The 13,047-nt window shown below is 68.5% G+C and carries 16 protein-coding genes; 13 read left to right on the top strand and 3 right to left on the bottom strand.

The features are described 5' to 3' along the window. The first annotated feature begins 62 nt into the window (after positions 1-62). Entirely contained in the window at positions 63-680 is a 618-nt protein-coding gene (gene yfcF, locus AC3A6Y_RS00990) for a glutathione transferase (protein ID WP_487866367.1), read from the top strand. A 14-nt stretch (positions 681-694) separates the two neighbouring features. Here yfcF and AC3A6Y_RS00985 read toward each other — a convergent pair whose 3' ends face one another. Then, the gene (locus tag AC3A6Y_RS00985) at positions 695-1,609 is read right to left on the bottom strand and encodes a LysR family transcriptional regulator (protein WP_487866366.1); all 915 of its coding nucleotides are present in this window, start codon (positions 1,607-1,609) and stop codon (positions 695-697) included. Between the two features lie 93 nt (positions 1,610-1,702). Between AC3A6Y_RS00985 and AC3A6Y_RS00980 the strand changes: the two genes are divergently transcribed. The 7 genes from AC3A6Y_RS00980 (at position 1,703) to AC3A6Y_RS00950 (ending at position 7,456) form a co-directional block, all read left to right on the top strand. Next, positions 1,703-2,686 (top strand): Bug family tripartite tricarboxylate transporter substrate binding protein, encoded by a 984-nt coding sequence (locus AC3A6Y_RS00980; protein WP_487866365.1) that lies wholly within the window; start codon positions 1,703-1,705, stop codon positions 2,684-2,686. Positions 2,687-2,690: 4 nt separating this feature from the next. After that, on the top strand, positions 2,691-4,382 hold the full coding sequence (locus AC3A6Y_RS00975) for an FAD-dependent oxidoreductase (protein WP_487866364.1): 1,692 nt from the start codon (positions 2,691-2,693) through the stop codon (positions 4,380-4,382). A 222-nt stretch (positions 4,383-4,604) separates the two neighbouring features. After that, a complete protein-coding gene (locus AC3A6Y_RS00970) occupies positions 4,605-4,913 on the top strand; it encodes a hypothetical protein (RefSeq protein ID WP_487866363.1) in 309 nt (102 codons plus the stop codon). Between the two features lie 70 nt (positions 4,914-4,983). Then, on the top strand, positions 4,984-5,352 hold the full coding sequence (locus AC3A6Y_RS00965) for a hypothetical protein (RefSeq protein WP_487866362.1): 369 nt from the start codon (positions 4,984-4,986) through the stop codon (positions 5,350-5,352). Beyond that, positions 5,342-5,638, top strand: a complete 297-nt coding sequence (locus AC3A6Y_RS00960) for a hypothetical protein (protein WP_487866361.1) — start codon at positions 5,342-5,344, stop codon at positions 5,636-5,638. Before AC3A6Y_RS00965 ends, AC3A6Y_RS00960 begins: the two co-directional genes overlap by 11 nt. Continuing rightward, on the top strand, positions 5,610-6,374 hold the full coding sequence (locus tag AC3A6Y_RS00955; protein ID WP_487866360.1) for an autoinducer binding domain-containing protein: 765 nt from the start codon (positions 5,610-5,612) through the stop codon (positions 6,372-6,374). Before AC3A6Y_RS00960 ends, AC3A6Y_RS00955 begins: the two co-directional genes overlap by 29 nt. Before the next feature lie 50 nt (positions 6,375-6,424). Next, complete coding sequence (locus AC3A6Y_RS00950; protein WP_487866359.1) at positions 6,425-7,456, top strand: fatty acid desaturase; 1,032 nt, start codon at positions 6,425-6,427, stop codon at positions 7,454-7,456. Positions 7,457-7,478: 22 nt separating this feature from the next. On the opposite strand, the gene AC3A6Y_RS00945 is transcribed toward AC3A6Y_RS00950, so the two are convergent. Together AC3A6Y_RS00945 and AC3A6Y_RS00940 are read right to left on the bottom strand one after the other, a co-directional pair. Further along, a complete protein-coding gene (locus AC3A6Y_RS00945) occupies positions 7,479-8,450 on the bottom strand; it encodes an AraC family transcriptional regulator (RefSeq protein ID WP_309959107.1) in 972 nt (323 codons plus the stop codon). A gap of 2 nt (positions 8,451-8,452) precedes the next feature. Continuing rightward, on the bottom strand, positions 8,453-8,980 hold the full coding sequence (locus AC3A6Y_RS00940) for an OsmC family protein (RefSeq protein WP_487866358.1): 528 nt from the start codon (positions 8,978-8,980) through the stop codon (positions 8,453-8,455). A 307-nt stretch (positions 8,981-9,287) separates the two neighbouring features. Here AC3A6Y_RS00940 and AC3A6Y_RS00935 point away from each other — a divergent pair, with 307 nt between their 5' ends. The 5 genes from AC3A6Y_RS00935 (at position 9,288) to AC3A6Y_RS00915 (ending at position 13,031) form a co-directional block, all read left to right on the top strand. Beyond that, positions 9,288-10,100: a class I SAM-dependent methyltransferase gene (locus AC3A6Y_RS00935; RefSeq protein WP_487866357.1), complete on the top strand. Its 813-nt coding sequence runs from the start codon at positions 9,288-9,290 to the stop codon at positions 10,098-10,100. Between the two features lie 11 nt (positions 10,101-10,111). Beyond that, positions 10,112-10,945, top strand: coding sequence for a class I SAM-dependent methyltransferase (locus AC3A6Y_RS00930; RefSeq protein WP_487866356.1), 834 nt, complete (start codon positions 10,112-10,114; stop codon positions 10,943-10,945). An 83-nt stretch (positions 10,946-11,028) separates the two neighbouring features. Beyond that, positions 11,029-11,829: a class I SAM-dependent methyltransferase gene (locus tag AC3A6Y_RS00925; RefSeq protein WP_487866355.1), complete on the top strand. Its 801-nt coding sequence runs from the start codon at positions 11,029-11,031 to the stop codon at positions 11,827-11,829. A 126-nt stretch (positions 11,830-11,955) separates the two neighbouring features. Then, the gene (locus AC3A6Y_RS00920) at positions 11,956-12,516 is read left to right on the top strand and encodes a phosphatidylglycerophosphatase A family protein (RefSeq protein ID WP_487866354.1); all 561 of its coding nucleotides are present in this window, start codon (positions 11,956-11,958) and stop codon (positions 12,514-12,516) included. 5 nt (positions 12,517-12,521) lie between these two features. Next, a complete protein-coding gene (locus AC3A6Y_RS00915) occupies positions 12,522-13,031 on the top strand; it encodes a CinA family protein (RefSeq protein ID WP_487866353.1) in 510 nt (169 codons plus the stop codon). Positions 13,032-13,047: the final 16 nt, after the last annotated feature.

Below are 13,047 nucleotides of genomic sequence, written 5' to 3'. Positions count from 1 at the left end.
GGCGGCACCGGCGCTCGCCGGATGCGCTATGGTCGCACCCTCCCGGCCATCACGGAAAAGTCATGCTGCTGTACGTAGATTCCCAGTTCGCATCGCCTTACGCCATGTCCGCCTTCGTGGCGCTCAAGGAGAAGGGGCTTTCCTTCGACGTCCAGGCGCTCGATCTCCGCGCCGGCGCCAACCAGGCCCCTTCGTTCGCCGGTGTCTCCCTGACGCGCCGCGTGCCCACGCTGGTCGACGGCGACTTCGCGCTGACGGAATCCTCGGCCATCGCCGAGTACCTGGATGAAGTCTTTCCCGGCCCGCTGCTCTATCCGCGGCATCCGCGATCGCGGGCCCGCGCGCGGCAGGTGCAGGCCTGGCTGCGCAGCGACCTGGGGCCCCTGCGGCAGGAGCGGACCACCGAAGTCGTCTTCTACCGGCCTGTTTCGCGGCCGCTCTCGCCGGCGGCGTTCGATGCCTCCCAGAAGCTCATCGCGGTCGCCACCAAGTTGCTGAGCCATGGCGGGGACCACCTGTTCGACCAGTGGTCCATCGCCGATGTCGACCTCGCGCTGATGCTCAACCGGCTGATCCTGAATGGCGACGAGATGTCGCCGCGCCTGGCCCGCTATGCCAAGGCGCAGTGGGCGCGGCCGTCGGTCCAGCTCTGGGTCCAGCAGCCGCGCCCTGCGCTCTGACGAGGGCGCCGGGCTCAACCCTTCTTCAGCGCCCGCCGCAGCGTCTCGATGAAGCTGCGGCTTGCCGCCGACAGCGAGCGGCCCCGCTTGGTCACCACGAACACGTCGCGCGAGACGCGCGGCGCGGTCAGGCTGCGCACCACCAGCGCGGCATCGCCCGCGGCCCGGGCAAAGGCCGAGGGCATGATCGACGGGCCCATGCCGCTGGCCGTCATCCACAGCGCGGTCGACAGGAAGGACACCTCGTTCACGACCTCGAGCGCCACGCCGGCCTGCGCCGCCGTGGCGTCGATCAGGGGCCGGATGCCGTAGCCGGGGCGCACGGTGATGACAGGATGGCCGGCCAGGTCGGCCCAGCGCACGGGCTTCTTGCTCGCCGCCAGCGCGTGGCCGCGCGCGCAGACCAGGCTGAGGTGGTCGCGCATCAGCGTCTGGGTCTCGACCTCGGCGCCGGGCCGCTCGGGCGTGCCGATGCCGAAGTCGACGTGCTCGCCGAGGATGCGCGCGACGAACTGGTCGGGCGCGCAATCGTCCACCACCACGCGCACGCCCGGATGCGCCTCGCCGAAGCGGCGGATCGCCTCCGGCAGCAGGAAGGAGGCCAGCGTGGGCGTGATCGCCAGGCAGATCCTGCCGCGCTGCAGCTGCGCGAGCTCGCGGAAGTCGGCCGAGAGCGAATCGACGTCGCGCAGGATGCGCTCGGCCGCCGGCAGCATCTCGTTGGCCGCGGCGGTGGCCTGCAGCGAGCGCGTGGTTCGGTCGAAGAGCCGCGTGCCCAACCCATCCTCGAGCTGCCGGATCAGCATGCTGACCGCGGACTGCGTGACGAACAGCTTCTCGGCCGCCGCGCTGAGCTTGCGCAGCTGATGCACCGCGACGAAGGCACGCAGCTGGCGGATGGTGGGGCTGAACTTGGGCAGGGGATTCATCAGGTCGAATCATATTTCGTTCGGAATTTTTTGATTTACGAATGAATGGCGCTGCCGTCCAATGCCCTTCGGAGACATCGACAAGGAACACGCATGAAGACACTTGCCCGAGCCCTGGGCCTGCTCCTCGCGGCCGCCGGGCTGCTCGCCGCACCCGCGCGCGCCCAGGCCCCCGCCGACTTCCCCCACAAGCCGATCCGCGTGATCGTCACCTTCCCGCCCGGCGGCAGCGCCGATGCGGTGGTGCGCATGCTGGTGCCGAAGCTCAACGACCGGCTCGGCCAGCCGGTGGTGGTGGACAACCGTCCCGGAGCCGGGGGCAACGTCGGCCTCACGGCGGTGGTCAAGTCGCCGGGCGACGGGTACACGCTGGGCGTGGGCGCGGCCGGGGCGCTGTCGGCCAACAGCAGCCTCTATGCGCAAATGCCCTTCGATCCGCAGAAGGATCTCAAGCCGGTGGCCATGCTGGCCGCCATTCCCTTCGTGATCGTGGGCCATCCTTCCATCGGCGCGAAGACGCAGGCCGAGCTGCTCGCGCTGGCGCGGGCGCAGCCGGGCAAGCTCTCGATCGGCCATGGCGGCAACGGCACGGCCATGCACCTGTCGGCGGCGCTCTTCGCGCAGATGGCGGAGGTGAAGCTGGTCGAGGTGCCCTACCGCGGCTCCGGGCCGGCTGCCGTCGACGCGATGGCGGGCCAGATCCCGCTGGCGGTGGTGGACCTGCCCTCGTCGCTGCAGCAGATCAAGGCCGGCAAGCTGCTCGCCTTCGCGGTGACCAGCCCGCAGCGCCTGCCCATGCTGCCGGAGGTGCCGACGGTGGCCGAGGCCGGGCTGCCCGGCTACGACTCCACCGGCTGGTTCGGCGTGGTGGCGCCGGCCGAGACGCCCGCGCCCGTCGTCGCGCGCCTGAACGCGGAGATCAACGCCGCCCTCAGGGACGAGCAGATCCAGGCCGCCATGCGCAACCTCGGCGTGGAACCCGCGCCCGGCACGCCCAAGGCCTTCGACGACTACATCCGCGCCGAAACCAGGAAATGGGCGCAGGTCATCAAGACGGCCAACATCAAGCTGGACTGAGCACATGCACGACAAGGAAGAACTGAAGGCCGACGTCCTGGTCGTCGGCGCCGGCCCCGTGGGCCTGACGCTGGCGATGGACCTGGCCTCGCGCGGCGTGAAGGTGCTGGTGGCCGAGACGCGCCGCTATGCCGAGCCGCCCAACGTCAAGTGCAACCACGTGGCGGCCCGCACCATGGAGCAGTTCCGCCGCCTGGGCGTGGTGCAGAAGGTGCGCGACGCGGGGCTGCCGGCCGACCATCCCAACGACGTGGTGTTCCGCACCAGCGTGACGGGCATCGAGCTCACGCGCATCCCCATCCCTTGCCGGCGCGACCGCTACACCGAGACCGAGGGCCCGGACGCCTGGTGGCCCACGCCGGAGCCACCGCATCGCATCAATCAGCTCTTCCTGGAGCCGATCCTGCTCGAGCATGCCGCCTCGCTGCCGAACGTGCGATTGCTCAACCGCACGCAGGTGGGCGACTTCGAGCAGGATGCCGACGGCGTGGCGGCCGATGCCACCGACCTCGACACCGGCGACACCCGCCGCATCCGCTGCCGCTACCTGGTGGGCTGCGACGGCGGCAGCTCCGGCGTGCGCAAGCGCATCGGCGCGAAGCTGGAAGGCACGGCCGTGATCCAGCGCGTGCAGTCGACCTACATCCGCGCGCCGCAGCTGCGGGCGCTGATCCCCGGCAAGCCGGCCTGGTCCTACTACTCGGTCAATCCGCGCCGCTGCGGCACGATGTTCGCCATCGACGGACGCGAGACCTGGCTGGTGCACAACCATCTGAATGCCGATGAGCCGGAGTTCGATTCCGTGGACCGCGACCGTTCCATCCGCGAGATCCTCGGCGTGGGCGAGGACTTCGACTACGAGGTGATCAGCAAGGAGGATTGGGTGGGGCGCCGGCTGGTGGCCGACCGCTTTCGCGAGCGCCGCGTGTTCATCGCCGGCGACGCGGCGCACCTGTGGGTGCCCTATGCGGGCTACGGCATGAATGCCGGCATCGCCGACGCGATCAACCTCTCGTGGCTGCTCGCGGGCTGCGTGCAGGGCTGGGCCGACGAAGGCATCCTCGACGCCTACCAGGCCGAGCGCCAGCCGATCACGGAGCAGGTCTCGCAGTTTGCGATGGACCATGCGCAAAAGATGATCCGCGCGCGCCGCGCCGTGCCGAGCGACATCGAGGCGCCCGGGCCCGAGGGCGATGCGCTGCGCGCCGAGATCGGGCGCGAGGCCTATGCGCTGAACGTGCAGCAGTTCTGCTGCGCCGGCCTCAACTTCGGCTACTTCTACACGCGCTCGCCCATCATCGTGGCCGACGGCGAAGCGGCACCTGCCTACACCATGGGAAGCTTCACGCCCTCCACCGTGCCGGGCTGCCGCGCACCGCACCTGTGGCTGGCCGACGGGCGTTCGCTGTACGACGCTTTCGGCCCCGGCTACACGCTGCTGCGCTTCGATCGCCGCGTCGAGATCGGCGCGCTGGAGAAGGCGGCCCGCGAGGCGCGCATGCCGCTCGAAGTGCTCGACGTGGACGCGAAGGAAATCCCGCGCGCCTACGGCCATCGCCTGGTGCTGTGCCGCGCAGACCAGCATGTGGCCTGGCGTGGCGATCGCGTGCCGGCGGATGTCGATGCGCTGGTCGCGCGGCTGCGAGGGGCGCGGCCTGAGAGCGTGGGTCACCGTCGCAGCGCAGGTGGCATCTAACCCAGCCGGCCTTGTTCAGGATGTCAGATCGCCTCAGCGGATCTGACATCCTGGAGATGACTGCAACCCCTATCGTTCCCCGCAAGGCGACATCCTGTTGCCGGCTGCGAAAGGAACGACATGCTGGGCAAGCGTAGACCGAGGCGAGTTGCGAAGGTGAGAACATCCTTTGCCGCGTTCGGCGGGCACTTGAGACTCGCTTCGACGAGGCGCGGATCGCCCATGCCGAACGCCGATTACGTGCGCGAGTTCGAGCAGTTTCTCGAAGAAGTGATCCACAGAGAGATCAACTACATCTCCTGGGTGTCGCTGACCTATGGACGCCTGAAGCGGGAAATCGCCGCCATGGGCAGCATCTTTCCGGATTCGACCATGCTCACGGACTTCGCCTGCGAAGAATGCGGCAAGCCGCTCGTTCATCACTTGAAGTGTGGTGGAGAGGGCTATGACTTCTTCGGCTGCTCGGGCTGTCTGGAAGGTTGCATGACCCTGTACGACAACCGGGACGGCAGGCCGGTTCGGAAGGCTTGAGAACCGCAAGACACAGCAAATCTCTCGAAATGTCGCAGATTCACTTTGCGAGCGTCAGACTTCTCTAGCATTGGCCGGCTTTGGCGCGACTTGGTTCGCGAGAGCGAAGCGGCCTGCTCAAACAGCGGTCATCGAATCAAAAATCACGCCCAGGGAGAAGGCGCTGCCCCGCCTTTCAAGAATGGAAATCCTCTGCCCCCATTGCGGTCACGCCGAGCTGGATGCGTTCGAGCTGATCGAAGTCAACGAGTTGCACGATGACTTTGTCTGCGCCAATTGCGAGCAGGTGTTTGCGGCTTGCATCAGGAATTGCATCCGCTGCGATTTCGAGCAGACGCTGGCATGGCGGGTGGATTCAGTGCCAGCCCCGATTTCTGCGCTGCCATGCGCGCAGTGCGGCCACATCGAGCTGCAACCCGATGCTCTCGATGACGAGTAAACCGTTCCTCGTCGGCTCTGTCCATCACGGAAAACTCGAGTTCGAAGTCGTGCGCCTGCAATGCAGAAGCGGTGTAGGGGTCGTACGCAGACTCAAGGTGGTCGGCGTCGGCTTGTTCGAGATGAACATTCTGTTCGACAGCCGCGCCGCGTTCCTGGACTGGATCGAATTCGATGAGTATCGACACCACGCCCCAGGACTGATGGTCTTCGTCAAGAGCCGATTTGACGAGCTGTACTACGGCGCAGGAGACAACCATGAAAAGAAGTCTTGCGACGGTGGTTAGCGATTCGGCCTTCATTCGTGAGCTCGGCGACGTCATCGACCGAATTTCTCGACAGACTCATGCCGCGGAGGTCGCTGCAATCGTCAAGGAAGTCGCAGGAATGCTGGGGTGCAACGGCGCCGTGTTCGCGTCGTTTACCCGGGGCGACGAAGACTTCGAGAGCTATCGGTACATCGTTGCCTGTGCCGCAAGTTGGTGCAATCTCTATGTGCAGCAGCGCTGGTTCGCGATCGATCCCTTTCTTATCTATGCGCAGCACCACACCGAGCCCACGGCTGGCGACGAGATTCCGCTTCGCACGGAGGGCCAGCGGCAATTCCGTCAACGCGCGCGGGAGACAGGCTTCAAAAGCTTGGCCATCGTTCCCTGCCACACGGCAGCCGGGCGCTCGCGGATGGGGGTGCTCTACCTGACCAGCGAAGACCCGGACTACTTCACCCGCCAGACGATTGCGCCGGCAAAGATGTGCCTTCGTTCGATTGCCGCGGAACTCCTGGAATGGTGGTCGCAAAAGATCCGGCGCGACCTTCTGCACAACCTGAACATCCGGGAAGACGAACTCAAGCTGCTTCGGCTTGCCCACCAGGGCTTTGGATCGAAGGAGATCGCACGGCTGTTCGACACAAGGCCGGCAACCATTGACCAGAGATTCGCACGACTCTCGCTCAGGCTCAATGTCCCGACGCGTGCGATGGCAGCGAAGCTTGCTTATGAGAGCGGCTTGCTCGACGAATGAGGATGTCCGTCTCGCTCAGGGCCGCTGGGCATCTCCTGGCACTGTCACCCATGGTCCTCCTGGTTGCAGGAGTGATTTTTGGGGCGCCATGGTTCGTCTTCGCATTCTTCTTCGGCGTCCTGCCCATGGTCCGCATGCTGCTGCCGGATGATCTCGCCGAACCTGCTGAAATCGGTCGCATATCCCGGATGCAGTTCATCTTCCTGAAGAGCATTCCGTTGGCGCACGCGCTCATGTGGGCCTTTGTCCTGCCGTGGGCCATGTTCGTGGTGTCGCAACTCCAACCTGCTCAACTGGCTTGCTTTGCCCTGTCGTTCTGGGTCGTCACCTCGCTGAACCTGACCATCGCGCATGAGCTGTTGCATCGACCCGTTGGGTGGCAGCGCATCGCGGCGAGACTTCTTGCGGGAAGCATCGGCTACTTCCAGATGCTGGAAGAGCACAGATCCCATCACGTCAACGTGGGTGGGCGCGACAACGGCGACAGTCCCGAGGTCGACGAATCGATCTTCACCTATGCCAGGAAGCGGTACGTCAGATCGTTTCAGCGGGCACAGGAGTGGGAGCGCCTGGATCAAGTCCGGCGCGGCCGCGCGCGTTGGAACAACAGGATTGCCTGGACTGCACTGATGACGATCGCGGTCATGGTGTGTTTCGGCCTTGTTGCCGGCTGGCGCGGCGTCGTGTTCTACGGGTTCGTGATCGCGGGCACGGCGTTCACCATGCAGGCGATCACCTATATCCAGCATTGGGGCCTCACGGATCGGCTCTCACCGGGTCTTGGAGCCGTGGGCTACTCGTGGGAAGACAGATGCGCAATGCAAGCATGGGTGACGCTGAATCATGCGTACCACGGACATCATCATGTCCACCCCTCGCTTCCCTACTTTCGACTTGGCGGATTCGCAAACAGCCCACGCCTGCCGGCCTCTTATCCGGTGATGTTGCTGATGGCGATGATCCCGCCGTTGTTCAGGCGGACGATGGGCCGCCGGCTCGACGCATGGCTTGCGGCAGAAGGCAGCCAGCAGCCTCAGCCCAGGCAGCCGTGCGCGAATCTGGGCGAGTTTTTCAGAAGCTGAGCAATTGCCGCGACCACCATGTCTAGTGCAACTGCGCACGCGCCGACCGGTTGCGCCGCCACGCCGCCGGCGGGCAGCCGTATTCGCGCCGGAAGGCGCGGCTGAAGGCGGTGTCGGTCTGGTAGCCCACGTCCTCGGCAATGCGCGCCAGCGGCGCGTTGCTGCGGCACAGCAGGTTGGCGGCCAGCAGCATGCGCCACTGCGTCAGGTACTGCATGGGCGCGGTGCCCACCAGCTGCTGGAAGCGCTCGGCCAGCACCGAGCGCGAGCTGCCGGCCGTGCGGGCCAGCTCCTCGAGCGTCCAGGCCTGGGCCGGGCGGCTGTGCAGCGCGGTGAGGGCGCTGCCGACGATGCGATCGCCCATGCCGGCCAGCCAGCCGGTGCGGCCCTCGCCCTGCTCGCTGGTGTACAGGCGCAGCACCTCGATGAACAGCAGCTCGGCCAGCTTGGCCAGCACGCCGGCGCCGCCGGGGCGCGGCGAGCGCGCCTCGGCCAGCGCATAGCGCACCGAGCTCTCGAGCCAGATGCCGGCATTCGATCCACGCACGTTGACGCGCAAGAGCCGCGGAAGCCCCGCGAGCAGCAGGCGCGCCAGCCGCGCATCGCAGGCCAGATAGCCGCAGACCAGGCGCGTGGTGGCACCGCCACCGCCGTAGGCCAGCATGCGCGGGCGGCGCGACAGCACTTCGTCCAGCCGCGCGCCGGTTGCCGGTGGCAGGCCGGGCTCGGAGGTCATGCGGTGCGCATCGCCCTGCGGGAAGATGATCGCGTCGCCGGCGACCAGGCGCATCGGCGGCTCGCCGGCCAGCTCGACGAAGCATTCGCCTTCGGTGATCAGATGGAAGATCACCACGCGCTCCGCGCCCGGCTCCAGAAAAGGCGCAGCGGCGTCGGCGCTCGGCGACTGGTAGCACCAGGGCGCGGTGAAGCGGCCATGGATGAAGATCGCGCCCACCAGGCGCACGACGCGCAGGACTTCGGACAGCGCGTCCATGCTCAGGCCACCTCGACCTGCAACGCCAGCGGCGTCGGGTTCTGCGCCGCGTTGGGGATGGGCGAGCGCCGAACGCCGGCCTCGGCCAGCGCGCGCAGGCGCTCCGGCGAGACCCCCTCGGCGGCGATGCGCACCTGCAGCTGCATGTCGCGCGGCCCGGCGTAGATCTCCTGCCCATCGGCGCCTGCCATGCCGATCAGGCCGCGCGTGTCGGACCGGCTGCCCACGCGGACCTCGAGCGTGCCCAGCGCGATGCCCTCGGCCGCCGCGAACATTGCAATGGAGGTGGCGGCGCAGGACGCGATGCCTGCGCGGAACAGCCAGCCGGGCGTGACGCGGTCGCCGGTGCCGCCGAGCTCGCAGGGCATGTCGGTCAGCATGGCGGTGCCGTTGGGGTGGCAGGATTCGACGCGCACGCCGCCCTGCCAGCGGGCCGTGGCAGGTGCGTCGTCGTGAAGGCCCATGTCGGGGCGGCGCTCCAGCGCCGCTTGCGCGCGCTGCACGGCCGCAGCGATGTCTTGCATGCTCATGTCCGTTGCTCTCCGGTCGGCCGAGGACGAAATTGTGGGCGCCTGGGCCCCGGAGGCCAACTAGGCCGAACAGCCGATGCCTTCGCGCGGACGCCGGGTCAGCAATCGCGGACGCTGCGCCAGCTCCACGGCCGCCCGCAACCGGTCGAGGACGATCGGGCAAGCACGGGCGACGCACGGGCAGGACGCGGCGGCCCCCGCGGTGGTCCAGTAGCGGCAGGACGGGAGCCGGGGAGCGGCCACCGTCCGTTCCAAGCCCATCGACCCTTTGCCGGACCCCCGGCCCATCCCCAAGGAGCCATTCGCCATGAACGCACCCGTCGATCTCAATGCCGTCAAGTCCCGCCAGCAGGCGGCCTGGTCCAGCGGCGACTACGCCATCATCGGCACCACCCTGCAGATCGTCGGCGAGCAGCTGGCCGAGGCCTGTGACCTGCGCTGCGACGAAGCGGTGCTCGACGTCGCGGCCGGCAACGGCAACGCCACGCTGGCGGCGGCGCGCCGCGGCTGCAAGGTCACCTCCACCGACTACGTGGCCGGCCTGCTCGACCGCGGTGCCGAGCGCGCCAAGGCCGAGCGCCTGGAGGTGAAGTTCCAGGCCGCCGACGTCGAGGCCCTGCCTTTCGGCGACAAGAGCTTCGATGCCGTGCTCTCCACCTTCGGCGTGATGTTCGCGCCCGACCATGCGAAGTCCGCCGCCGAGATGCTGCGCGTGTGCCGCCCCGGCGGCCGCATCGGCATGGCCAACTGGACGCCCGAGGGCTTCATCGGCCAGATGTTCAAGACCCTGGGCCGGCACCTGCCGCCGCCCGCCGGCGTGCAGCCGCCCTCGCTGTGGGGCACCGAAGCGCACCTGCGCACGCTGTTCGGCGACCAGGCCGCTTCGATCCAGGCGACGCCGCGCCTCTTCAACTTCCGCTACCGTTCCGCGGCCCATTTCATCGAGGTGTTCCGCACCTGGTACGGGCCGGTGCTCAAGGCCTTCGCCAGCCTGCCGCCCGAGAAGGCTTCGGAGCTGGAGAAGGATCTGGGCGAACTCCTGAACCGCCTGAACCGGGCCGGGCCGGATTCGTTGGTGGTGCCCAGCGAGTACCTCGAGATCGTGATCACCCGCCGCTGAGTCTTCGAGCCATGGAGCCGCGGCTGCAGCGAAGGATCCAGCGCTACGGCTGGGACCTGGCGGCTGCCGTCTACGAAGCGCGCTGGCAGGCGCAGCTGGCCCCCGCGCACGAAGCCCTGATGGCGTTCGCTTCCCCTCGGCCGCAGGAAAGCGTGCTCGACGTGGCCTGCGGCACGGGCCTGATTGCGCTGGCCGCGGCGGAGGCGGTGGGCCCGCAAGGCCATGTGCTCGGCACCGACCTGTCCGATCACATGGTCGATGCGGCGCGGCAGCGCGCCGCGCAGCGCGGCCTGCGCCAGCTCGGCTTCGCGCGCATGGACGCGGAGCAGCTGGCGCTGCCCGATGGCGGCTTCGACCTGGCGCTGTGCGCGCTCGGCCTCATGTACGTGCCCGAGCCCGCGCAGGCCCTGCGCGAGATGCGGCGCGTGCTGCGTCCCGGCGGCAGGGCGGCATTGGCGGTCTGGGGCGAGCGGGCGTGCTGCGGCTGGTCGGCGCTGTTCCCCATCGTCGATGCCGAGGTCCGCAGCGAGGTGTGCCCGCTCTTCTTCCGCCTGGGGCAGCAGGACGCGCTGGCCCGCGCGTGCGCCGAGGCCGGCTTCGAACACATCGTGCAGCAGCGCATCGCGAGCACGCTGTGCTACGCCGATGGCGAGGAGGCCTGCATCGCGGCTTTTGCGGGCGGGCCGGTCGCGCTGGCCTGGTCGCGCTTCGGCGATGAAACCCGCACGCGCGTGCGGGCCCGCTACCTCGAGGCGATCGAGCCCTGGCGGCAAGGCGGCGGCTACCGCATCCCCGGCGAGTTCGTGATCGTGAAGGGCACGGTGCCTGCACATCCCTCCCGCTGAGGAGGGGGACGCTTGCAGAAAGCGCGGCCCGGTCGGACCATGGGCGCCGACGCTGCGTTCATGAAGACATCGAGGATGAAGCGATGACAGCACGAGACACAACCTGGACGGCCGGCGATTTCTACGAACCCTACATGGGCCGCTGGAGCCGCAAGGTCGCGCCGCACTTCGTGGAGTGGCTCGGGCTCGGGCCGCATCTGAAGTGGCTCGATGTTGGCTGCGGCACGGGCGCGCTGACCCAGACCCTGCTGGACCAGGCCCAGCCCGCATCCGTGCTCGGCATCGACGCGTCGGCCGGCTTTGTAGCCCATGCCCGGGCGCACGTCACGGACCCGCGGGCGTCCTTCGAGGTCGGCGATGCGCAGGCGCTGCCGGTCGCGCCCGGCTCCTTCAACGCGGCCGTCACGGGGCTGGTGCTGAACTTTCTGCCGGAACCCGCACGCGCGGTGGCCGACATGACGCGTGCGGTCGAGCCTGGAGGCACGGTGGCCGCCTACGTGTGGGACTACGCCGCCGGGATGGAATTGATGCGCTACTTCTGGAGCGCGGCCGTCGAGCTGGATCAGGCGGCCGCAGCGCTCGACGAGGGCCGGCGACTCCCGGCGCTATGCGCGCCGGAACCGGTGGAGGCCCTGTTCGCGGGCGCCGGGCTGCACCGCGTCGAGCTGCACGCCATCGAGATCGAGACGCCCTTCAAGGACTTCGAAGACTACTGGAAGCCCTTCCTCGGCGGACAGGGCTCGGCGCCACGTTACGCGATGTCGCTGAGCGACGAAGATCGGGAGCGCTTGCGTGAACGCATTCGAGAGGGCTTGCCGGTCGGGACCGATGGCGGCATTGCGCTGCGGGCCAGGGCCTGGGCGGTGCGTGGCCGCGTCGGGTAGGCGGACGCCGCGTCGACTTGCTGGTGATGGTCGTCCGTCTCGATGGGGCCGGGCGTCAACTTGCCTCCTGCCTGGTGGATGTGCGCAATAGATGGCAACGCGCGTCTTGGGCGACACTGTCGTTCCATGCAATCCGCTTCTCCCTCCAGCGCCATGCCGATCCCGCCCGTGCGGCGCCCCACGCTGCGCTTCATGCTCGCCCATCCCGCGCACCTGATCGCGCTGGGCTTCGGCGCCGGACTGGCGCCGCGGGCGCCCGGCACCGTGGGCACGCTGTGGGCCTGGGCCGCCTTCGTGCTCATGCAGCGCTGGCTGCCCGCGGCGGCCATCGGGTGGATCATCCTGGCCTCGCTGCCCATCGGCTGGTGGGCCTGCACCGTGGCGGCGCGCCACATGGCCATTGCCGACCCCGGCGCCATCGTCTGGGACGAGGTCGTCGCCTTCTGGCTGGTCCTGTGGCTGGTCACGCCGGCCGGGCTGCCGGCACAGCTCGTGGCCTTCGCGCTGTTCCGCCTCTTCGATGCCGCCAAGCCGGGGCCGGTCGCCTGGGCCGACCAGCTCTTCAAGCAACGCCGGGCGACGCCCGCCACCATGTCGTGGAGCGCGGCGGGCTTCGGCATCTTGTTCGACGACCTGGTGGCGGCCTTCTGCACGCTGCTGGTGATTGCCTTCTTCCGCGCCTGGTAGTGCCCATGACCAACGTTTCGCCCGCACCCGAATCCGACACGCCCGCGCTGGTGCTTCAACTGGCCGAGCTGTTGCAGCAACAGGGCCGCATGATGGCCACCGCCGAGAGCTGCACCGGCGGGCTGATCGCAGGTGCCTGCACCGATCTGTCGGGCTCCAGCAACTGGTTCGAGCGTGGCTTCGTCACCTACTCCAACGCGGCCAAGACCGAGTTGCTGGGCGTCGACCCTGCGCTGATCGCGGCCGAGGGCGCGGTCAGCGAGCCGGTGGCGCGCGCCATGGCCGAGGGTGCGGTGGCGCGCTCGCGGGCCCAGGTCGCGGTGGCGGTGACCGGCGTGGCCGGCCCGAGCGGCGGCAGCGCCGAGAAGCCGGTGGGCACCGTGTGGTTCGGCTGGTCGGTGCAAGGCCGCGTGCGCACCGAGCGCCGACGCTTCGACGGCGACCGGGCCGCGGTGCGGGCGGCCACGGTGCATCACGCCTTGCAGACGCTGCTGACGCTGTTGCGCGCAGCCTAGCGAGCGTGCTGCCTAG

Source organism: Variovorax sp. Soil_C_17, assembly GCF_057657265.1.
This window is presented reverse-complemented; position numbering and strand designations above follow the sequence as displayed.